The organism is Polaromonas sp. P1_F2 (genome assembly GCF_056405735.1).
Genome location: NZ_JBFUBN010000016.1, coordinates 1 through 21,143, shown reverse-complemented (window position 1 = coordinate 21,143; position 21,143 = coordinate 1). Strand labels below are relative to the sequence as shown.

Here is a 21,143-nt window from a genome sequence, read left to right as displayed (position 1 = left end):
CGGCCTAGGGCAGGCGTTCGATGCCCGGGGGCAAGCCGGCCTTGGCTGCGGCCCAGCGCGCATGCTCCTTCGGGAAAGCCGCCCGGTAGCGCGCCAAGTGTGCCAATGCCTCATCGTCCAGGCCCAGCATGACGGCGCTTTCAATCACTTTTTCGATCACCACCGGCTCGGGCGAATAGCGCAGCAAAGCCGTCGCCGTATCGAAGGTCCAGCGGGCGTTATCCCGTGTCAGGGGCGTCAGCGCCAGCTCGGCAAAACGGACCTGGTTGCGAAACAGCCAGGAGTCCCCGATCTTGGCGAGGGTGCCCTCGCGGTAGGCCGCGCTGCGATCTTGCGGTGCCATGTAGATCTGGCTGACGCGGTGGTAATCCCACGCGGCGTAGGCGCAACACCCCATCATCACCGCAGCCAGCAGCCTCCTGGACAAGGGAGCCCTCGTCGCGCCAAGCTCTTGCGTTTTATCGTCGGTGCGCCACAGCAAGCCCACGCACAGGCCGAAAGCGATCTGAAATGGCCCGTACCACAGCGGATATTCCAGCAGGCTGTGCAGCAGGATCACCGCCAGCACGCCCCAGGCCAGCTGGCGCGCGGGATCCGTCTCGCGCCAGGGCCGCTGCCGCGCCGCCCACCATGTCCCAAGGCCGCAAACCAGCAGCGCCACCGGGATGCCCAGCTCAACCGCCAGATGCAGGGGCAGGTTATGGGCGTTGTCCAGAATGTCGCAAAACCGCGGTCCGGCATACAGGGTGGCGTAGTGCGCATAGTCCAGTTGCCCCCAGCCCCAGCCGAACCATGGTCTCTCCGCGATCAGGTGCAACACGTTGGACCACAGCACGACGCGGCTCGCGCATGCCAGCTCGCCACCGCGCAGCCGTGCCAGCATCCCGTGCGCCGCCGGGTCGAATCCCAACAACCAGGGCAGCGCGAGTGTCGCCAAGGCATAGGCCAGCACCGCCGTGGCCAGAAGGCGTAGAACGCGAGGCTGGCGCCACGCCCCCCACCCCCCAAACAGCACACAGAGCGCAAGCAGCTGCAACAGGCCCGTGCGGGAGGAAGACGCAGCGTTGCCGACGGCGAGCAGGGCGGCGCCCGTGAGCACCATCCACTGCCGCGGCCCGGAAGCACCGCGCTGTGCAACCAGCCAGACCAAAGCCGCCAGGGCGATATTGGTGAGGCTGGCGAACTGGTTGCGCTGGCGAAGGTTGGCAAATGCCTCGCCCGGCATGGTTTGGCTCACCCAACCCCCCAGCGCGGCCGCGGCGCCGAAGTATTGGACCAAGCCTATCAGGCTGCTGATCAGGCCGGCCGCCAACCAGGCCCACGCCGCCGGCCTCGCCCAACGCTGGGCAAAAGAGGCATGCAAGGGCAGTTCGCCCGACACGGGGCGCAGCGAGGCATAAAAAACCAAGGCCGCCGTTGCGGCGAACGTTACCAGCCAGGGCACAACACCTGGGGAGGGCCCAAGCGCAAGCGGATTGAGCCAGGGCAGGGCTATGAAAAAGGAAAAAACCATTGATTGCATAAGCGGAGGGTCGAGGTGCTCGGCATGCGGGTGCCGCGTCAGGTTGGCAGCGCCGCAAAAGCTGATGGCTGCGAGGTTACCTGATCCGGCGAGGATCCAGGGTGCATTGGCAGCAAACACACGCCCCCGGACCTGGTCGAGCGGCGCAACCAGCTCCAGGCGCAACACAATCCGCCCCCCTCTTCCTACATGCGTTAGCATCGTCCCGTTCCGCCCCGAAACCGCCGGCGGACGGGACCCAATGTATGAACGGGAAACAAGAATCATGGAAGTAGTCGCAGTAATCGGACTCGGATACGTCGGTCTTCCGTTGGCCGTTGCGTTCGGCCGGTTGATGCCGACCATTGGTTACGATCTTTCTGCGCAAAAAATCGAGAGCTATCACAAGCACCTGGACCCCAGCGGCACGGTCGCCGAGCCGGACATGCGTGCCGCCACCCAGCTGACCTTCACCATAGACTCCGCCAAACTGGCAGGCGCCGACGTCTTCATCATCGCGGTTCCAACACCGATCGACGCCGCCCGCAAGCCCGATTTCACGCCTCTTATCCGCGCCAGTGAAACCGTCGGCGCGCAACTCAAACCGGGCGCAACGGTCATCTACGAATCCACCGTCTACCCAGGCGCCACCGAAGAAATCTGCATTCCTGTGCTCGAGCGGATATCGGGCCTCAAATGGCGGCAAGACTTCCACGTCGGCTACTCCCCGGAACGTATCAACCCCGGCGACAGGCAGCACACGCTCGCGAACACGGTCAAGGTGGTGGCCGGAGACGGCCCCGATACCCTGGAGCGTGTTGCGGCGCTGTATGAAAAAGTCGTCAGCGCAGGCGTGCACAAAGTCTCGTCGCTCAAGGTGGCGGAGGCCGCAAAAGTCATCGAGAACACGCAGCGGGACCTGAATATCGCCCTGATGAACGAGCTGGCCGTCATCTTCAACATGCTGGGCCTGGACACGCTGGAGGTGCTGGAAGCGGCAGGGACAAAGTGGAACTTTCTGCCTTTCCGCCCGGGTCTGGTCGGCGGGCACTGCATCGGCGTCGATCCCTACTACCTGACGTACAAAGCCGAGATGCTGGGCTACCACCCCGAAGTGATCCTCGCGGGGCGTCGCATCAACGACAACATGGGCAAGTTCATTGCGGAGCAGACCGTCAAGCAGCTGATCCAGGCGGACAGGCACATCAAAGGCGCCAAGGTCAATGTGCTGGGGATCACCTTCAAGGAAGATGTGCCGGACCTGCGCAATTCCAAAGTATGGGACCTGATCACCGAACTGCGCGCCTACGGCGTAGAGGTGTTCGTGCATGACCCGGTCGCCGATGCGGCCGAGGCGCGGCTGGAGTATGGCGTCGAGCTGATTGCCTGGGATTCATTGCCGCAAGCGGACGCTGTGGTGGTTGCGGTGGCCCACGAACCATTTCTGTCCAAACCGCACGCGTCCTATGTCGACAAGCTGAAACATGGCGGATGTTTTATCGATGTCAAGGCGCGGTTTGATGGTGACAGGCTCAATGCGGAGGGGTTCGCGGTCTGGCGCCTGTAAGCCACCGCCCACTAAAACAATGAAAACTCTGCCTCAGCACCCGCCAACAGGCACCGGCCCTGCCGGCCTTTTCCTGCGGGCATGCGGACCCGCTTTCCCGTCATGAGCGCGGTCATCGTGAACCCGGTGCGGATCTTCGCAGACGTCTGGCGCCACCGCTACCTGCTCGGCCAGCTCATCAAGAGGGACGTGCTGCTGCGCTACAGGGGCGCGATGTTCGGCGTGTTGTGGATTTTCCTCAGCCCGTTGCTGATGCTGGCGATTTTTGCCTTCATCTTCGGCCAGGTCTTCCAGACCCGCTGGCCCCAACAGGACAGCGGCCTGCCGTTCTGGCTGCTGCTTTACAGCGGCTTGATCACTTTTAATGTCTTCGCCGAGACGGTTTCCCGCGCGCCGGCAGCCGTACGCGGTTACCCCAGCTTTGTGAAGAAGATCATCTTCCCTGTGCATATCCTGCCCGTGGTTCCGCTGGGTGCGGCCCTGGTCCATGGCACATTCAACTTCCTGATCCTGGTTGCCGCGCTGGCATGGGTGGGCGGCATTCACGGACAGGTCATGCTTTTCCCGCTCTTGCTACTGCCCGTCCTGTTGCTGGCCCTGGGTCTTTCGTGGTTTGTGGCGGCGTGGGGCGTATTCATCAAAGATATGACCCAGATCATTCCCATGTTCGTGCAAATGCTGATGTTTCTGTCTCCCGTGTTTTATCCGGTGGATGCGGTACCCACTGTTTTACGGCCCGCCTATTTATACAACCCACTGGGAATAGTCATCGAAGCCTCCCGCGCCGCCGTCACCGGGCAATCCATTGACTGGAGTGCGTGGAGCATTGCGCTGGGTTCTTGCCTGGTTGTATCGGTGCTGGGTTACGCCTTCTTCCAGCACAGCCGGGAGGAGTTTGCCGATGCACTCTGATGTCGCCATTTCCGTCAAAAACCTGACCAAGACTTACCGTATTTTTGGTCATCCCGGCGATCGGATCAAACAAGCTTTGACGTTAGGACGGATGCGATTTCATCGCGAATTCACCGCCCTGGAGGATGTCTCATTTGAGATCAAAAAGGGAGAGACCATCGGCATCATCGGCCGAAATGGGTCAGGTAAAAGCACGCTGCTGCAGCTGATTTGCGGAATCCTCAAGCCGACATCGGGCTCGGTGGAAATTAACGGGCGGATTTCAGCACTGCTGGAATTGGGCGCGGGTTTCAACCCTGAATTTACTGGTCGGGAGAACGTCTACTTCCAGGGCGCGGTAATCGGCGTCCCAAAGGAGGACATGAAGGCACGTTTCCATGAAATTGCCGCTTTCGCCGAAATTGGTGAATTCATGGACCAACCCGTTCGCACCTATTCAAGCGGAATGTATTTGCGGCTGGCGTTTGCGGTCGCGGTCCATGTCGACCCGGACATCCTGGTTATCGACGAAGCACTTGCGGTGGGAGACGCGTTCTTTCAGAAGCGCTGTTATGCACGAATCAAGCAGATGCAGGAGCGCGGAGTGACCGTCATCCTGGTATCCCACGATCATGAGCTCGTGCGCACGCTGACCAGCCGGGCCTTGCTGCTGGCGCAAGGCACTGCCTTGTTCTGGGGGAAGACGTCCGAAGCCAGCCATCGGTATCGGAAAGTCCTGTTCGAAAGTGAAGCACTCCGCGTGGCCAAGGAGGAATCAATCACCACCCGCCCTCCGGTATCCGCGGCGAAAGACCGCGACGGCGAATATGGCATCGGCGGGGCAGAAGTCGTCGGGCTACGCATGCTGGATAGCGACGGCGAACCCTGCAGCGTTTTCCACCCCGGGGAGCGGATGAATTTCGAGGTGACGGTATCGCTGGAAACTGCGCTCGACCACCTTAATGTCTCCACAGTCATCAGGACCCTGCAAGGCTGGAAAATCTATTCATGGGGGACGCTCAACCAGGACATTTCAATCTGGGCAGGCCGCGATCAAGGAGAAATCTTCTGGGATAAATCCTTCCGCAGCGGGGAGAAAATCGTCGTCACGTTGGCCCTTGAATGCAACCTCGGCGCGGGGACTTACGAGGTGCAGGCGTTCGTCTCTCGAGAATTGGACAGGCATTATGGAGCGCAGCAGGTTCTCCATTGGCGCGACGAAATCGGATCCTTCCGCGTGGAAATGAACTCGCGTGAATATTTCTTTGGCGGCTTGTGCGACTTACGGGGAAAGGCGACGCTTCGTGGCTGACGATTCGGATGTCAGCGACGAAAACGAGAAGTATCCTGGCAAAGGTACGGCGTCGATTGGCGATCCCGCACTCCTTGCCCGGAAAATTCTCAGCACTTGCGGGGTGGGCCGCATCCTTGTTGTAGGCAGCGGCACGCAAACCGTGGTTCGCGAATTGCTCAAGCAGGGAGCGGACGCGCAGGGTGTGGAGGCTTCACCGATCGCAACCGCGCACGGTAACAGCTTTATGCCGGGGCGGTTTCATACCGCCCCCATGCTTGCGTTGCCCTTCCCTGATGCCAGTTTCGAAGTCGTGGTCAGCACGGGCGGCCTCGAACATCCTGCCGTGCGGGATATCACACCGGCACTGCTTGAGCTGCATCGAGTTTGCCGGCGAAGTCTTTTCCTGTGCGCGCGCGTCGGCTCTGATGGTGGCGGACGAAAGAGTCCCAAGACCCGAGATCGTGGCTGGTGGGAAGAAGCCGCGTTTGCGGCCGGCTTTCGAAAGCATCCGCACTACTATCAGGTCATCCCCTTTCACGCATTGGAATTGGAGGACGACCACATCGCAATACCGCTGGAAAAAATCCCCCCCGATGTGTTGTCGCTGCATCCGCTCAGCACACTCATCGAGCATCGGAACCTGCGCAGGGATATGTCGCGCGAAACCGGCCGCCAATCGGATGCGCACATGGCGCGCTACCATCTGGCGACCAACTACATCCGGGAAGGCGATACGGTGCTGGATGCGGCCTGCGGCATGGGTGACGGCAGCCATCTCCTGGTATGGCAAAGCCTTGCAGCATCTGTAATAGGCACCGATCTCGACGACAAGTGCATTCGCTACGCATCCGAAAATTTTTCGGAGAAAGACGGACGTATTTCATTTCGTGTCGCAGATGCCCAGCACCTGAGCTTTTTGCCAGATAACTCCGTAGATGTGTTCATTTCCTTTGGAACGCTGGCGCATGTTCTTGATCCGGAACAATTGATTGCCGAGGCGAAGCGAGTCCTTCGGCCTAGCGGCCGCTTTATCGCCAGCGTGCCCAATCTGCGGATAAATGAGGAAGGAATGGATCCCAATTCCCATCATCTGCATGTCTACGATTGGGGACGCTTGGCAAAAGAAGTCCAATCGCACTTTATGCTGGAGGCAGCCTATGCGCAAACTGCCGGTGGAGGCATGAAGCTTGGCAAGAAACATCGCTCGCTATTCGAGTTTCCTCCAGAAGGGAAACAACCCGTAGAAACCGAATGGTGGTTAGTTGTGGGAATGAAAGACCCGGTCGAATCCAAGAGTGCTCCGTACAAGGAAACGGCCCTTCGTTGGAAGGGCGTAGCACCAAACGCCGTGGCTTTTGCGCGCGACTATGAAAACCCTTGGCTTATACGCGGCATTGTTAGCATCGGCTGGCGCAATCGTAACTTACGTCAGAGGACTGCACTTGCAGAACGCGCGCTGGCTGCATCATCCGCCAGCTCTCCGGACACTGGTGCTGCCTTGTGTGTTCTAGCATATGGTCTACTCGAATCTCCCGATCGACCAACGCCGGCCTCCGTCAGTACCATGATTGTGAAAATTGACACCTACGTCGATTGGAATGACCCCAGACCGCAGTTTAGGCGATGGGCAATTTCCCTTATGTATGTCCGTGGCCTTCTTTGGCAATCCATTGGTGAATTGGGCAAATCTCTTGATTCGTTTCGAAACTGTGCGGCGGCAGATCCCCTTGTCTACAGCCCTTTGCTTGCCACCAAGACGGTGGATGCCTGTCGGCTTGCAGGCATGTTGTCGCTTCAGGCTGGTAACAAAGAGGGCGCCAGGGCATTCTGGACTCGAGGAATATCTCTCGCGGAACAAGCCTTGAGAGGCAACTGGAGAGAAATCTACGGCGATATCGAGCACCCTTTCACGTTTGGACTTCGGGAGGCCGCGCAAATTCTAGACATTGCCAGTCGTTGCGCCGACAGTCTTCATCATTTGGAGGCTTACGTTGCTGGACGTGGTCTTCAAGACGATGGCAGCTTCGCCGTACGACTCAGAGGAAACGATGAGCAGTTGGAGAAAATTATTCGTGATCTGACTGAGCTGCGATCTTCTCCTGGAGTTCGACTGCAGAAGGCGTTGCAGAATGATCCGAAATCTTTTCGTGGGGTTATACGGATTTTCTATCTGCTAGCGGTCGTTCTGGTGCCCACCAGGCTAAAAGCAGTCTTGCGGCCAATATCCACTTTTTTACGCCAAAAAATCACGTGAACTCCGGTACATCACCTGACAAATCAATATTCGGTTCGGAACGCAGCGATGCGATCCAAAACGAACTTCAGCAAGAGCTGATGGATAGTCAATCGCGTATTAACTCTTTGCGGATTGAGTTGCAGCGCGCCGAAAACGATGTTTATAAAGTTGAACGTCTTTGGAATGTCTTAACCCGGGAAAAGCGTTCCAGCAAGAAAATCGCCATGGTCGCTTACCTAACGATTTCCTGCATTGTTCCTGATGTCCTAAAGTGGCTTCTCCGGCCTTTGACGAGAAATTTAAAGAGGATTTTTCGCCGTTTTGCAGGTCCTCGTCAGGTAGCTGCGTATCAAGTTCGGTTGGCATCAGCCGCTCACCCGCAGTTCCGGGTGCTTCATGCAATCGCAAATTTCATGACTGGTGGCTCTTCACGCCTTGTGGTGGATATCGTAGAGGGTCTTGGCCACATATATCACCAGGAAATCCTTACTGGCTTTATTCCGGCACCCAATGCATATCAAGGGGTCGCTGTTCATGAGTGCAGAAGTCCCTATGAAATAGTGGCATTTCTAAAGAAATTCCAGCCGGATGTGCTTCATGTGCATTATTGGGGAGACGTAGACTTCGGTTGGTACGACAAAGTCTTCCGCGCGGCGGCGGAGATTGGCTGCAAGGTTGTCGAGAATGTAAATACGCCCGTTGTCCCATATCGCTGCCAAATTGTTCGGCACTATGTGTATGTAAGCGACTATGTCATGCGGAGTTTCGGCCGTTCTGGCGAGAGCAGTGTCGTCATCCATCCGGGGAGCGAAGTGAACTTTTTTTCACGCAGAGGAACTGGCGATATCCCGGAGAACTGCATCGGCATGGTCTATCGACTTGAGCCTGACAAATTGAGTCAGCAGTCAATCGACGTTTTTATAGAAGTGGCCAAACGCAGGCCGGATACGAAAATTCTCATTGTTGGTGATGGAAGTTTTCTTGTTCCTTATAAACAGGCCGTTCTTGCTCATGGGGTGGCGAACTCATTTGCTTTTACGGGAGCCGTGCCTTATGGAGAGCTTCCGGATATCTACGCACAGATGAGCGTTTTTGTGGCCCCGGTGTGGAAGGAAAGCTTTGGTCAAGTGAGCTCTTTCGCAATGAGCATGGGGATTCCCGTAGTTGGCTACAAGGTAGGCGGGGTGGAGGAGATTGTTGATGACGATGAACTGCTTGTTGCAGTCGGAGATATCGACCGGCTTGCGAGCATCATTATCAAGTTACTGGATGATCGGAAAATGAGGCGCCGAGTCGGAGAAAGAAATCGGCTACGCGCGGAATCGTTATTTCCAGTTGAACAAATGATCAAGAAATACGACTTTCTTTACCGCAGCATGATTGACGAGCGCAAATGAAGATTGCTCTTTTTGTTCACTGCTTCTTTCCAGACCACTTTTACGGGACTGAAACTTATACGCTGGAGTTGGCGAACAATTTGATTGCCATGGGGCATGAACCGGTTGTTGTAAGCGCTGTGTATCCAGGGGAGGCAAAGCGTAAATCGGCAATCACCATGTATGAATATATGGACATCCCGGTGTACTGCTTGGACAAGAATTACCACCCTCACCATACTGTTAGAGAAACATACTACCAGGCAACTCTCCTTGAACTGCATAAGCAATTGCTTTCCGCGATTAAGCCCGACCTTGTACACGTTACCCACCTTATAAATCATACGGCGTCATTGCTCGATGCGACCGAGGAATTGGGAATTCCTGCGATTACGACACTTACGGATTTTTTTGGAATCTGTTTTAATAATCGTCTAGAGGCCGCCGACGGAACTCTATGCGACGGGCCAAGTGCTGATCGAACCAACTGCCTGACGTGTTACTTGAAGGCGAGGACTGGCAGTGGTCAGGCTGGCGTGACGGCTAGTTTGCTGGGGCGGTATCCTTCTGGTTTATCGGCGATGGCACGGGCATTGCGGTTCGCTACCCGACTTCCCAATGTAAGGCATGGGAGGCTGGCAAGACTAGTTGCGGATATCGCAGAGAGGCCTGACATTCTGTTGAGTCACTACGCGGCGTATCGAGCGGCGATTGCGCCAACTCGTTTTCTAAGGCGCGCCTACTTGGCAAATGGGCTATCTACGCCGCTGCACGTAATGCACTTTGGCGTCGATGTCCCTCGCACACCAAAGACGGCCCCCCTCGTAGGTGCGCCAGTAAGGTTTGGCTATATTGGACAGATAACCCCCCACAAGGGCACCGATGTATTAGTCGATGCATTTGCCCGCTTGCCATCCGGTGCAGAATTGCATATTTATGGATCGGAAGACCAAGACCCTGAATACGTATCTTCGCTTAGGCACAAAGCATCGGGGATGGCCATTTTCTTTCACGGAACTTTCCCCAAGGATCAGCTTGCTGATGTGTTCTTAGGAATTGACTTCCTGGTAATTCCCTCTCGTTGGTACGAGAACAGCCCCTTGGTTCTCCTGAATTCTTTAGCAACGCACACGCCGGTCATTGTTTCCGACGTAGAGGGAATGACCGAGTTTGTCGAGGATGGGAGAAACGGTTTTGTGTTTCTCCGGGGGAGCGTCGATGATCTGGAGAAAGTGTTGCTGAGAGTCGTCCAAGATCCCGCGATGATTAACAGAATGTCGAAAACCACTGAATACCATCGCACTACTCGCGAAATGACCGAGGAAGTTGTCCGCATCTACGAATCTATTGTCAGATTCGATGCGTAGTAATCCATAAGAAGGTAGCTGCAGTGCGAGTCCTCCTCACTACCCATGTTTTTCTACCCGATTATTCATCCGGAACGGAGATACTGACCTTCAACACGGCCAAGCAATTGCAAAGTCTGGGGCACGATGTGGAGATTTGCACCGGTTTCCCGGCCCGACCCGGCTTGGTGGATTCCCAGCGCTTTGATACATACGAATATGAAGGCATTCAGGTTCACAGATTCATGCATGATGCCGCCCCAATGGGAGAGCAATCAAATGTTGCCGAGGCGGAGTACAACAACCTTTTCTTTGCTCGCTGGTTTCGAGGCTACCTAGCGCAATTCAAGCCGAATATCGCGCATTTTTTTCACTTGGGATTGCTCTCTGCATCTGCCATAGATGCATGTCATGAGCTCGGCATACCAATGGTGATGACGCCTACGGACTTCTGGCTAATTTGTCCCAACAACCAACTTCGCCTGCCGGACAATTCATCATGCAATGGCCCTGATCCAGATGCCGTTAACTGCATGAAGCACGCGGTTAACAATAGCCAGCCGCAACCCATATCATGGGTGTTCAACCGCCTGCCTCATCGAGTGGTTTCGACACTGATCGGAGCTGTCAATCGCGGCGCATTTGCTGGATCCCGGTTTTCTCCCATGGTGCGCGCCCTTTACCAGCGTCCAGGTTTTCTGAGGGAGCGGATGAACAAGCTGGATCGCGTAGTGGCACCCACCCATCTCATGCAAGAGATGCTGATAGCAAATGGCTTGAAACCGGGCAAAATAGTCTTCAGCCGATTTGGTATCCGCGCCGTCGCGCGTGAAACGCACATACCGGACGCTGCGGGAAGGATTCGCATCGGTTTCATAGGCGGACTGAGCGAACATAAAGGGGCGCACCTGCTGATAAGCGCGGTCCGGCTTCTGCCAGAGACCATGCCCCTGGAGTTGAAAATTTACGGAAGAACGGATCTCTACCCAAGGTACTTTGAGAAGTTGCTACAGCTTGCAGACGCGGACAACCGCATTCGCTTCTGCGGGACATTCAAGAATGAACAGATTGGAAAAATCTTCGCGGATCTGGATGTTCTGGTCGTACCTTCAATCTGGTACGAGAATACGCCCTTGGTCATCTACTCTGCCCAGGCGGCCGGCTGCCCGGTTATTGCCTCGAATTTCGGCGGTATGACGGAAGTGGTCGAACATGAAAGAAATGGCCTGCTGTTCGAAGCTGGGGACGTTTCCGGCCTTGCCAGAACCATAGAGCGGCTGGCCCGTGACCGGGATCTACATCGACAGTTGACGGCGAACGCCGTCTACCCAAAAACGATCTCGGAGTATGCGGACGAACTTCAGACTCTCTACGATACAGTTCTGGTGGAACGGCGGGAGGAAAAATGAGATGTCTCATTCTTGGAGGCGGGGGATTTCTGGGGTCTCATCTGAGTGAAGCCCTTTTGGCGCAGGGATATGAAGTGCGCATCTTCGATCGCCCCAATCTGCTTCGCTTCACGTCATCGCGTTCCCATGCGTCGCTTGAGTGGCTTGAAGGTGATTTCGTCAATCGCGAGCATGTCGCTCATGCCGTTTCTGGATGTGACGTTGTCTATCACCTGGTCTCCACCACCCTACCGCGCTCTTCCAACGAGAATCCGGCCTACGACGTCGAGACCAATGTGGTTGGCACGTTGCATTTGCTGGAGGCGGCGCGAGAGCACAAGATTCGAAAGATCATTTTTGCCTCTTCCGGCGGAACGGTCTATGGGATACCACAGGAGGTTCCCATCAAGGAGTCTCACCCCACGGAGCCCATCTGTTCATATGGGATCGCCAAGTTGACGATCGAAAAATACCTCCACCTGTTTCACTTGCTGCACGGGATGGAGTACTGCGTTTTACGCATGGCCAACCCATTTGGCGAGCGGCAACGCATAGCGGCAGCTCAGGGGGCAGTTGCAGTATTTCTCGACAAAGCACTCCGCAATGAGAGCATTGAAATTTGGGGAGATGGCTCTGTTGTACGTGATTATTTTCATGTGAGCGATGCTGTATCGGCCTTGACAACAGCCCTTGCTTACGAGGGAAGTAGCCGTGTATTTAACATTGGTAGTGGTGTTGGCCAAAGTCTGAACGAAATTCTCGATGCCATCGAAATCTTGCTCGGAGCAACCGTAAAAAGATCATATTTGCCGGCCAGGGCATTTGATGTCCCGATAAGCATCCTAGATATCTCGAAAGCCACCAAACTCCTAAACTGGAAACCGCAAGTCCCTTTTGTCGAAGGCTTATCTCGGACAGTCCAGTGGCTAAAGAGCAATAGCACTACACCCCCCAGACCATAAGCCAAAAAGATGACTATAGACACAAGCAACCACAAAATGGTCCCATCTAATTCGAACTTCTTAGCGGATGTATCTACAGGAACTTCGATGAGTTTTGACGAGTGGATGACACTAAATCGTACGAAGGTGTTCGAGGATACTTCGTTGCTTCGTTATGTCAGCCCTTTTCCGCCCAAGGAACTAATGTGCAATGTTTCGGGCTTGCAGAGTGAACGGGATTTTGCGGCGCATGGTACTGACATCTATCGAGCACTTACTCTAGCCTCTCCAAAACCACTAACAGAGTATGAGTCTATTTTTGATTTCGGCTGCGGATGCGGAAGGCTCGCCCGGATGTTCATGAATCATCCAAACAAAATTTCCGGATGCGATATTGATAGCAGGCACGTTGACTGGGTTAATGAAAACTTGACCTTTATGAAAGCTAAACTTTCCAAGGTCACACCCCCAATCCCCTATTTAGACAATGAGTTTGATGCGGTTATTTCCATTTCCATCTTTACTCATCTCAACGAAAACAGTCAGGACCAATTTCTTGCCGAGCTTTACCGAGTATGTCGTCCCGGGGGGCTATTGTTCATCACAGTGCATGGTAAGCGCGCGCTAGATCGCGCGCTTAACGAGCCACTCATTCTCAACATGCTTGATATGGACAAATTTCGATTCCAGAAAGCACGAGAAGATTTTTCCAGCAATCGGCACGCGTTTATCTTGCAACGGGGCCATTTAACTACCTCAGTACAGAATTTTCCCTTTTTCGAAAGAATCCGCGATTGGTTTCAAGGAAACTCACCGGAAAAAATAATTGATATGCCGTTTGAGTACGGCATTAGCTTCGTACCCGAGGCTTACTTGCGTGAACATTGGGGCAAATGGTTCGAGGTAGTCGATTACCATCATGGCGGCATCCATGATTTTCAAGATATTGCCGTGCTAACCCCTAAGAAGCCAATAACAATATGTGGTGTGGACTAATCTCTTCAACTGCGTGAACTTTTAACCCAATGTGTTCGACAGAATTAACTGCAAGATGCCTATCGAACACATGGTGGTGTAAACATCGATTTTCCACATTGCGCAGGGAGCGTGCCTTGAAGGCCTCCATGTCCCCCGCATCGGGATCGCGCTCCAGGTCGTGCAGCGCCAGAATCTCCGGCAAATGGGTCAAATCGTCCTCCCCTCTTCCGGCATTGAAGTCGTCGATAAGGTGCTCCAGGGTTGTCACCGGGCGCCGGTGGTCAAAAGTGTGGTGTTTATCGGGAAGTAGCAGCACCAGGGTTCCGCCATCGGCCAGCAAACGCTTCCACTCCAGCAGGGCGAGTATGGGGTTGGCGGTATGTTCCAGCATGTGCGAAGAAAGCACGAAGTCGTAGGCGCTGGAAGGGAGTTCACTCAAGGCTGTTGTCTCGGCGAGGTACTGCAGGCCAGCGGGCTTTCCCGGATCAAACTGGAAGGTTTGCCCTTGTCGGAGATTCTTTTCCCACGCCGTGCTCGATCGGAAATTGCAGTTGTCGAGATTTCCAACGATCGGATAGACAGGAAAAACGCCGCCCCGGGAGAAGGCTCGGCTAGGGCCGCCGATTTCAATTCCCGACTTTCCTGCAAACGCGTTCTGGTGGGTAACGAAGAGCGCCGACGGCTTCGCCAACAAGCCGCGCACGCGGACGCGAGCCGCGTGCAGCAGGCCCGAGATTCCACGAGATTGAAGTATCTTGATGGCTCGTTGAATCATGGCACTGTCAGTCAAATTTCAGCGGGAATCTAGGATGCACCGGCATGGGGGTGGAGAACCGCCTCTCGCGTGCAAGGCCCCATGCGCCCGCGCAAGCCATCCGCGATTCCACTAGTGAATGCACGGACTTTTGCGAAGCCTTGCTTCTCCAGAAAGACCATGCCTCCAAGCCCCAGTAGCAGGCGGGCCAGCCGCCGCAGGCACCACTGCGGCTCCCGCCGCCAGTAGGCCTTCACCGTCACCACCGTGTTGCGGGCAATATAGTATTTGCGCACCGGCGGGTGGTTTGGCAGGACTCCCAGCCAGGGCATCCGCACCCCGCCGGATTCGCCTACGCTGTGGGCCATGACAGGCTTCCGGCTGATGACCACCTGCAGCCCGTGCGCCCTGGCCCGCAGGCAGAACTCATGGTCCACCTGATCGATGAAATAGTCCTCCCTGAACCCCCCTATCGCCAGCGCCAGGCGGGCGCCCACCAAGGTTCCGGAGGTAATGACCGTTTTTTGCACCAGGAAAGTCCCGGCTTCGCCGATCGCGACCTTGGGATGCCTGCTTCTGGGATCGAGATAGTTGCCCCCGACCACGGCGGGCGTAGGCATACAGGCTTCGCACACGGCTAGAAGCGAGCTCACCATGTCTGGATAGCATTGGGTATCCTGGTCAAGCGTCAGCGCCCATTTGCATCCGGCATTCACGGCGTGGTGGAGGCCCTGGTTCAGCGCGGCTGAAATGCCCAGGTTGGCCCGGTTCGAGATGAGATGGACCTGGGGCAGGCCATGAAGCATGCCTTCCAGCTTGCGAGCCGCACCTTCTTCCGGGGTATTGTCGACAACGACCACACGCGCCACCTGGGGCATCAAGCCTCGAAGCTGCTCACCGAATTGCCCACCGGGAAAGTATGTAACGATGATCGCGCACACCGAATCTGAGAGAGGGCCGGCGGGGTGTTCCAGCGAAGAAGCCCCTGCTATGCCGAGCTTGGACAGAGCCACCTCCGCGGAGCCTGATTTCATGGCTGCACCATTCATTATTTTCCCGCTCCCTCGATCACGTGCGGTGCTCCAGAAGGTCCCGGTAGGCCATCGCATAGCGGCCGGCGCAATCGTCCCAGGTGCCTATCGATTCCCTGACCCAGCCGCGAGCCGCCTGCCCTGTCGCCTGGTTATGCGCGGTATCCTCCAGCCAGTCCAGGCCCTGGCCCAGTTCCTCACGGCTGGCCGCAAGCCAGCCTGTGCCTCGATGTTGCACCATATCTCGATGGGCCGGCAAGTCGGAAGCAAGCACTGGCAGGCCCGCGGCCATGGCCTCCAGCATCACCTGCGGCCGCCCCTCATCGTGACGACTCAGGGTGATCAATCCGCAGGCCTTGGGGAACCAGTTTTCCAGCAGGTCCGCCGGATGCGTGGGGCCGTGGTACTGAATCCACGATGGAAGTTCAAGTTTCTCCTGCATGGGGCCAAACAGGTGCAATTGCCGTGCATCCCCAAAAAGCCCTTCGCCCCAGGCGAACAGGTCGCCGATCTTGTCGCGGGTCAACCGGCTCACCGCCAGCCAATGCCGCGCGTTGCCTGCCGGAGGCTGGCGCGCCACTTTAAACCAGGGGTCATCCACGCCAAAAGCAATCGGGCGGATTTCAGTCAGGTCACCAAAGGCCTGCTCCAAGGCCGGCCGCATCCACTCGGCGTTGGGGGCCAGGATCGCGCGGCGTTGCCGCAGCACAGCTCGCAACATGGCCTTCATGCCTGGCAGGCGCAACAAGCCAAAATCGCTTCCCAGCACAGTGATCAGCGCCGGTGTCCTGGTACCCAACAAGGGCAAGGCATTCTGGAGCCAGTTGACGTGAAAGACGTCGACGGGGCGGCGTCGATAGGCGCGGCCCAGTCGTACCAGCAAGATCAGGATGCTCCCAAGAGCCATCACCCGTCGAGTACGAAGCAGGTGCGCGATACCGCCTTGTTGCGACAGCCGCCTCAGCCATCGTGCATCGGCTGAAGTCGTGGCAGCAGCCACATCGGCCGGCAACTCGCCCGGCGGCGCCCAAAGCGAAAGATGGACGTCATCGCGCCGCGCCAGCGCGCCCGCCTGGTTGGCAATGAAACGGCCACGCCAGTCCAGAGGGCTTTCCGGATAGGAGGTGCTGCTCATCAGGATGTTCAAACTATGACTTTCCAAATCTGCATACCATCAATTAGCATACATCGACGGTACGGCTTTCCCGGAGGGCCACAGCAGCCGCCATCGCGGTTTTTCTTCCAGGCAGTTCAAGGCCCATTCCGGCAATTTCGCGGCACCGATAAACAGAGTGCCACCATTCGGCACATCCTGCCAGTACGCGCAGCCATTGCCGGGGGAGTACACCTTTGCCCCGGTCAAATACCTGAGGTAAAGGGCGCGATAGTCCGTCAGCACGACTGTGGAAGAGTTGACGGGACCGATACTTTCCTTGAGCGCGCGGCTGATCGGTGAGGTATCGCGCAAATCCCGGAATCCAAGGCCGAAGTTGGAGCGCCAGCGGGGTATCCCATCGGACGCGTAGCTTTGGTGGACTCTCTGCGCCTGGTCCAGACCGGCGTAAACCAGCAGGCCCAGGAGCAAGACCATCAATACTTTGCGGGTCTCCAAAGAACGTTCCGAGAATGCAGCACTTACCGCAGGCGCCATCGCGAGAAGCAGAAAGGGAAACCCCACTGCCAGCATGCGCAGATCCAAATCAACCGTGACCTGGACTTTCCTGGCATAAAGCAGGAACATCAGATAACCGGTCAGCCAGACAAGAGGCAGCCAGATTTCGGGGGGGCGAAGCCACTGAATGCCACTGCGGCGAAAAGCTTTATAGGCTACAAAAGCAGCCGCAATGAGAATTGGAACCTCCAGGTTCGCGCGCAGCACCATGCTGAATGCAAAAAAAGAATGCTCAAAGAGGTCAAGAATGGTCGTCATATCCTCGAAGAACCTGTCGACCCTGGTCACGCCCCCGCGGCTTGAGCCCGAAATGTTCCCGGTCAGCTGCCAGTTGCGAAGCCACAGCGGACCGGCCACTGCAGCGCCCAGCAGCATGGCGCCCGCAGCATGCGCGATCCGCTTGCCTACGACGGAACCCGACGCCGTGAAAACCGAGAATCCCAACAGAGGCCGGAAAATCACCCCGGCGTATCGAACCCAGTTGCTGCTTCCTATAAGGACGGCGGCAACGGCAAGCCAGATGATTTTCTCCCGGGATATCCGATACTTCCAGAATGCCGCGTAGGCCAGCAACAACAGGGAGATAAAAAGCGTTTCGCTCCAAGCATGGCCATAAACAATCATGCTCATCGGCGTAAACGCGTTGACGATCCCCATGATGCCGGCGATGACCGCTCTGCCGGTGACCATCCAGCAAATCCAGAAGATGGACAGGCTGGTGATCGCCAGCAGCATCGGATTCAGCAGGGAAGAGACTTTGTCGATATCCCCGCTTCCCAGGCTCAGGGTAGCCGCCCAGAGTGCCGGATAGGCCGGCGGCCAATGAACCAGGGGCTGGAACTCAGGCACCGGCGAGAACACATTGGTAGCCTGCATCGGGTGACCCGAGAGGAACTGGAGCGCGGCATCGCGGTAGGTCAATGAGTCCATCGTATAGGCGACTCGGCCACCTGTCGCATACTGCATCAGCCCCAACACCGCCGCCAGCATCACCAGGACGATGAGGCTCAGCCTCATGGGAGGCGGTACGCTGCGAGCGAGTTTGAGGAAGGTGAAATTTTGAGTCATGTTCAGTACTCAAGGGCCGGCAATGGATGGGATGCCTTGCTCGGCGGTCGCGCTAGTCGCCTTCATGATCACTGGTATCGATATTCTTGTAATGCAGCGCAGAGATCTGCTCGGAAACGATGCCGATCAGAAAAGTGAAAATTGCAGAGATAAACAACAGCGCGCTCATATTCGTGAAACGGCCGGCGGTCAGATAGGTGTACAGGTAGTAGCCCAGGCCACTCAGGAAGAAGCCCGCGCTGATCGGGAGGAAAAGTTTCTGCGGTGAAAAAAGCGTTCCTATCTTGATGATGATCAACAGGAACCGCAAGCCGTCGCGCAGGGGGTGAATATGGCTGGCGCCATTCGCCCTGCGGGGTGAATGGATGGGAACATAGGCCACACCGTAACCGGCGCGGAAAAAGCTCATGGTGATGGTTGTGGGATACGAAAACCCGTTGGGCAACAGGTACAGGAACTGGCGAAACCGGGCTGCGTGAACCACCCTGAATCCCGAAGTCAGGTCGGCAATCGGCTGCATCACCATCCAGCTGGCAAACCGGCTGAAGATGTCATTGGCGGCGGCGCGATGAAGACCGGCTTGCGAGCCCGTCTGCCGTGCGCCTACCACCATATCGTAACCCTGCCTGTATTTTTCGAGCAGAGCGGGAACATCTTCGGGCTTGTGCTGGCCGTCGCCGTCCATGAAGACAATCACCTCGCCCTGCGCCGCGCGTGCACCGGTTTTGATCGCCGCGCCGTTGCCTTTGGGGTAGGGATGCCACAGGTGCGTGACACGGGACTCAAGGCATACGGCAGCCGTGTCGTCAGTCGATCCATCGTCGACAACAAGTATCTCGGCATCCGGCAGGAGCGCAACAAGCTGGGGCAAGATGGCGCGCAAATTTGCCGCTTCATTTCTGGCGGGGATGACAACAGAGATTTTGATTGTGTGGGTCATTGAAAGCCTGGGTGGTTCGCGTAACTGCCGTGTCACCTTATTTTGCTGCCAGCAGTTCGTTGATTGTTTGCCGTTCTTCTGCCGAAAAGCTTTCGTTTTGCAACTCAAGCAGCAGGCGCCGCGCCTGCTCCCGTTCCCCTGAAATGAGCAGCAGCTGTGCCCATTTGAGGCGGTTGCTCGGATTGCCCGGGTTCAGCGCCAATGATCTTCCAAGGGCCGTGCGGGCTGCCGGACCGTCGCGCTCGCGCAACCACAAGTAGTCTGCGTGCCAGGAATGCAGGATGGACTGTACCCCAGGCGAGACATCGGGATTGGCAAGAGCGGCCGCGAACAAGCCGTCAACTTCGGCCCTGGTCAGGCATGCCGTGCCCGCAATGGCCATTGCCTTGAGGCTGTAGAGCGCGCCGCTGTCGCCCGGTGCAAAGCGTGTTTGACGCAAGCGGCGGGACAGCTCGTCAATCTCGGCCCGTTCCACCGCATTTTTGGCCTTGCAGTCCAGCTGGATCAAGCCAAGCAAGCTCATCTTGAAATTCGGATCGACTTCGGTGGCTGCCGTATAGTGCCCACGGGCGAGAGCGTAGATCCGCGAGTCCGGCAGGGTCGCGTCCGGCAGGTCGGACAGGACAAGCCCCGCTTCATGCCGGGAGCGGGCCGAGGCCGGGTGGTGCAGGGCTTCGATCTGGGTACGCCGCAGCTCATCGCCGAACTGGTTCGCGCGAAGCCCCGTGACAAAGGAAGAGTACCCCAGAGCGATCGCCGCAAGCAGGAGGCCCGCCGTTCTGTGCTGCCTCGGGCCCTCCAGTGCGCGAACCAGTGCCCATGCGGCGACCAGCAAGACACCCAGCAGAGGAAGGTAGTTGCGATGCTCATGGGCAAGTTCCAGCGGCAGCACGGTGGATTCCAGGCTGTGCCCAACCAGGAACCATGTAATCCCGAAGGCCACGAGTGGCGCACTTTTGCGGACCCTCCAAGCCAGCCAGGCCAGGCCGGCCAAGCCGAGCAGCGCCGGCAAAGTCGTCCATGGAGAGAGCAGGCCGGTGGAAACAGCGATATCGTCGTGGTACAGGCCAAACGACCCTATTCGCGGCGCAACCATCAGGCCGAGATAGAACCACAGTATCCGCCCCTCCGACAGCAGTCGCTCAATGAGCGAGAACGGGCGGAGAGCGTAGCCGGCCCACAACCATTGCGCGCGCCCCAGCAGCACATACACGCCCACCCCCGCCAGCAGAAGCCCGGTCAAGGCAATAAAGCCAAGGGCAAAACGATCCAGCCTGCCAAAGGAGGCTTTGCGCAAAGTCACCTCCCAGGCGAGCACAAACAGAGGCAAAAGTACGCCGGTTTCCTTGCTGAGAAAAGACAGCGGCCAGAAAATCGCCCACGCCAGCAGGATCCAGGCGGCACCGGTCTGGCCACCTCGTTCCCGTCCGCTTATATGCAGCAGCAGGGCGGCGAGAAGAAAAAAAGCGGACAAGCTCGTCATGCGCTGCACCACGAGCAGAACAGGAAGAAGCTGGATAGGCTGCAGCAGCCACAAGGCAGCCACCGCGCCGGATGCGATCAGCGTGTTACTTTGTTTCGCCACGGACGTGGCGGTGGTCAGAATGCGGTGCGCCAGGCAAAACACCAGGAAACCACAAGCCAGGTGGATCGCAAGATTGGTCGCCTTGAACACAAGCGGATTGAAACCGCTGAAATAATAATTGAGCGCAAAACTCAGTTGCGCTACCGGACGCCCGGAAGGGCCCGCGCCGCCGCTCAGGAGCGCTTGATGAATCGACTCCAGCGAAAGGTTTTCCAGGCGCACGCCCTGCGCAAAGAGGATGCTGGGTCCGTCATCGAAAAAGAAGCCTCCTTGCAAACCCGGCCAATAAACGGCCACAAGAACTGAACTGACGACGAGTGCAGCCAGCGCAATGATGTGCGAAGTTCGCATGGAAATGGAGAGCGTAGAAGCAAAGAAAAAGCCCCTTGGCGAAAGGCCAAGGGGCTTTTTTGACAATTCAATCGATCAGAAGTCTTTGCAAGAACTTGGCAGGTACTTGGCTTCAACAGGGCTGGTGCCGCCACCGCAGCTCCACTTCACCTGGCCGGTACTCGTGTCTGTAACCGTGCCACGCAGCACCACCGTTTTGCCGGAAGCGCCGCTAGGCAGGCCAG

The 21,143-nt window shown here is 56.9% G+C and carries 17 protein-coding genes; 9 read left to right on the top strand and 8 right to left on the bottom strand.

All coding sequences use genetic code 11. The features are described from left to right. Nucleotides 1-4: 4 nt before the first annotated feature. On the bottom strand, nucleotides 5-1,687 hold the full coding sequence (locus AC1D0O_RS23165) for a PglL family O-oligosaccharyltransferase (RefSeq protein WP_477655832.1): 1,683 nt from the start codon (nucleotides 1,685-1,687) through the stop codon (nucleotides 5-7). Between the two features lie 100 nt (nucleotides 1,688-1,787). On the opposite strand from AC1D0O_RS23165, the gene AC1D0O_RS23160 reads away from it, so the two are divergent. The 9 genes from AC1D0O_RS23160 (at nucleotide 1,788) to AC1D0O_RS23120 (ending at nucleotide 13,536) form a co-directional block, all read left to right on the top strand. After that, the gene (locus tag AC1D0O_RS23160; RefSeq protein WP_477655831.1) at nucleotides 1,788-3,068 is read left to right on the top strand and encodes a nucleotide sugar dehydrogenase; all 1,281 of its coding nucleotides are present in this window, start codon (nucleotides 1,788-1,790) and stop codon (nucleotides 3,066-3,068) included. A gap of 102 nt (nucleotides 3,069-3,170) precedes the next feature. Next, nucleotides 3,171-3,980, top strand: a complete 810-nt coding sequence (locus tag AC1D0O_RS23155; RefSeq protein ID WP_477655830.1) for an ABC transporter permease — start codon at nucleotides 3,171-3,173, stop codon at nucleotides 3,978-3,980. Next, entirely contained in the window at nucleotides 3,970-5,271 is a 1,302-nt protein-coding gene (locus tag AC1D0O_RS23150; RefSeq protein ID WP_477655829.1) for an ABC transporter ATP-binding protein, read from the top strand. The genes AC1D0O_RS23155 and AC1D0O_RS23150 overlap by 11 nt, the downstream gene beginning before the upstream one ends. After that, on the top strand, nucleotides 5,264-7,507 hold the full coding sequence (locus AC1D0O_RS23145; RefSeq protein WP_477655828.1) for a class I SAM-dependent methyltransferase: 2,244 nt from the start codon (nucleotides 5,264-5,266) through the stop codon (nucleotides 7,505-7,507). Before AC1D0O_RS23150 ends, AC1D0O_RS23145 begins: the two co-directional genes overlap by 8 nt. Beyond that, nucleotides 7,504-8,886, top strand: coding sequence for a glycosyltransferase family 4 protein (locus AC1D0O_RS23140; RefSeq protein WP_477655827.1), 1,383 nt, complete (start codon nucleotides 7,504-7,506; stop codon nucleotides 8,884-8,886). Before AC1D0O_RS23145 ends, AC1D0O_RS23140 begins: the two co-directional genes overlap by 4 nt. Next, entirely contained in the window at nucleotides 8,883-10,232 is a 1,350-nt protein-coding gene (locus tag AC1D0O_RS23135; RefSeq protein WP_477655826.1) for a glycosyltransferase family 4 protein, read from the top strand. The genes AC1D0O_RS23140 and AC1D0O_RS23135 overlap by 4 nt, the downstream gene beginning before the upstream one ends. 23 nt (nucleotides 10,233-10,255) lie before the next feature. After that, nucleotides 10,256-11,620 (top strand): glycosyltransferase family 4 protein, encoded by a 1,365-nt coding sequence (locus AC1D0O_RS23130; RefSeq protein WP_477655825.1) that lies wholly within the window; start codon nucleotides 10,256-10,258, stop codon nucleotides 11,618-11,620. After that, nucleotides 11,617-12,561 carry an NAD-dependent epimerase/dehydratase family protein gene (locus AC1D0O_RS23125; RefSeq protein ID WP_477655824.1) on the top strand — a complete coding sequence of 315 codons (945 nt, stop codon included), beginning with the start codon at nucleotides 11,617-11,619 and terminating at the stop codon, nucleotides 12,559-12,561. Before AC1D0O_RS23130 ends, AC1D0O_RS23125 begins: the two co-directional genes overlap by 4 nt. Before the next feature lie 87 nt (nucleotides 12,562-12,648). After that, complete coding sequence (locus tag AC1D0O_RS23120) at nucleotides 12,649-13,536, top strand: class I SAM-dependent methyltransferase (protein WP_477655823.1); 888 nt, start codon at nucleotides 12,649-12,651, stop codon at nucleotides 13,534-13,536. Here AC1D0O_RS23120 and AC1D0O_RS23115 read toward each other — a convergent pair. The 7 genes from AC1D0O_RS23115 to AC1D0O_RS23085 form a co-directional block, all read right to left on the bottom strand. Next, complete coding sequence (locus tag AC1D0O_RS23115; RefSeq protein WP_477655822.1) at nucleotides 13,502-14,293, bottom strand: methyltransferase domain-containing protein; 792 nt, start codon at nucleotides 14,291-14,293, stop codon at nucleotides 13,502-13,504. The two genes, AC1D0O_RS23120 and AC1D0O_RS23115, sit on opposite strands and share 35 nt — an antisense overlap. 29 nt (nucleotides 14,294-14,322) lie before the next feature. Beyond that, complete coding sequence (locus AC1D0O_RS23110; RefSeq protein ID WP_477655821.1) at nucleotides 14,323-15,306, bottom strand: glycosyltransferase; 984 nt, start codon at nucleotides 15,304-15,306, stop codon at nucleotides 14,323-14,325. A 34-nt stretch (nucleotides 15,307-15,340) separates the two neighbouring features. Continuing rightward, nucleotides 15,341-16,438, bottom strand: a complete 1,098-nt coding sequence (locus AC1D0O_RS23105) for a glycosyltransferase family 4 protein (protein WP_477655820.1) — start codon at nucleotides 16,436-16,438, stop codon at nucleotides 15,341-15,343. Between the two features lie 39 nt (nucleotides 16,439-16,477). Further along, nucleotides 16,478-18,043: a hypothetical protein gene (locus AC1D0O_RS23100; RefSeq protein WP_477655819.1), complete on the bottom strand. Its 1,566-nt coding sequence runs from the start codon at nucleotides 18,041-18,043 to the stop codon at nucleotides 16,478-16,480. Between the two features lie 52 nt (nucleotides 18,044-18,095). Continuing rightward, nucleotides 18,096-18,983, bottom strand: a complete 888-nt coding sequence (locus AC1D0O_RS23095; RefSeq protein WP_477655818.1) for a glycosyltransferase family 2 protein — start codon at nucleotides 18,981-18,983, stop codon at nucleotides 18,096-18,098. 37 nt (nucleotides 18,984-19,020) lie between these two features. Then, the gene (locus AC1D0O_RS23090) at nucleotides 19,021-20,919 is read right to left on the bottom strand and encodes a tetratricopeptide repeat protein (protein WP_477655817.1); all 1,899 of its coding nucleotides are present in this window, start codon (nucleotides 20,917-20,919) and stop codon (nucleotides 19,021-19,023) included. A 75-nt stretch (nucleotides 20,920-20,994) separates the two neighbouring features. Further along, nucleotides 20,995-21,138: a pilin gene (locus tag AC1D0O_RS23085; protein ID WP_477655910.1), complete on the bottom strand. Its 144-nt coding sequence runs from the start codon at nucleotides 21,136-21,138 to the stop codon at nucleotides 20,995-20,997. Nucleotides 21,139-21,143: the final 5 nt, after the last annotated feature.

Bases quoted from the DNA above. Each gene is read 5' to 3' on its own strand.
- AC1D0O_RS23160 (WP_477655831.1), top strand. From the start codon at position 1,788: ATGGAAGTAGTCGCAGTAATCGGACTCGGATACGTCGGTCTTCCGTTG.
- AC1D0O_RS23155 (WP_477655830.1), top strand. From the start codon at position 3,171: ATGAGCGCGGTCATCGTGAACCCGGTGCGGATCTTCGCAGACGTCTGG.
- AC1D0O_RS23150 (WP_477655829.1), top strand. From the start codon at position 3,970: ATGCACTCTGATGTCGCCATTTCCGTCAAAAACCTGACCAAGACTTAC.
- AC1D0O_RS23135 (WP_477655826.1), top strand. From the start codon at position 8,883: ATGAAGATTGCTCTTTTTGTTCACTGCTTCTTTCCAGACCACTTTTAC.
- AC1D0O_RS23125 (WP_477655824.1), top strand. From the start codon at position 11,617: ATGAGATGTCTCATTCTTGGAGGCGGGGGATTTCTGGGGTCTCATCTG.
- AC1D0O_RS23120 (WP_477655823.1), top strand. From the start codon at position 12,649: ATGAGTTTTGACGAGTGGATGACACTAAATCGTACGAAGGTGTTCGAG.
- AC1D0O_RS23115 (WP_477655822.1), bottom strand. From the start codon at position 14,293: ATGATTCAACGAGCCATCAAGATACTTCAATCTCGTGGAATCTCGGGC.
- AC1D0O_RS23110 (WP_477655821.1), bottom strand. From the start codon at position 15,306: ATGAAATCAGGCTCCGCGGAGGTGGCTCTGTCCAAGCTCGGCATAGCA.
- AC1D0O_RS23105 (WP_477655820.1), bottom strand. From the start codon at position 16,438: ATGAGCAGCACCTCCTATCCGGAAAGCCCTCTGGACTGGCGTGGCCGT.
- AC1D0O_RS23100 (WP_477655819.1), bottom strand. From the start codon at position 18,043: ATGACTCAAAATTTCACCTTCCTCAAACTCGCTCGCAGCGTACCGCCT.
- AC1D0O_RS23095 (WP_477655818.1), bottom strand. From the start codon at position 18,983: ATGACCCACACAATCAAAATCTCTGTTGTCATCCCCGCCAGAAATGAA.
- AC1D0O_RS23090 (WP_477655817.1), bottom strand. From the start codon at position 20,919: ATGCGAACTTCGCACATCATTGCGCTGGCTGCACTCGTCGTCAGTTCA.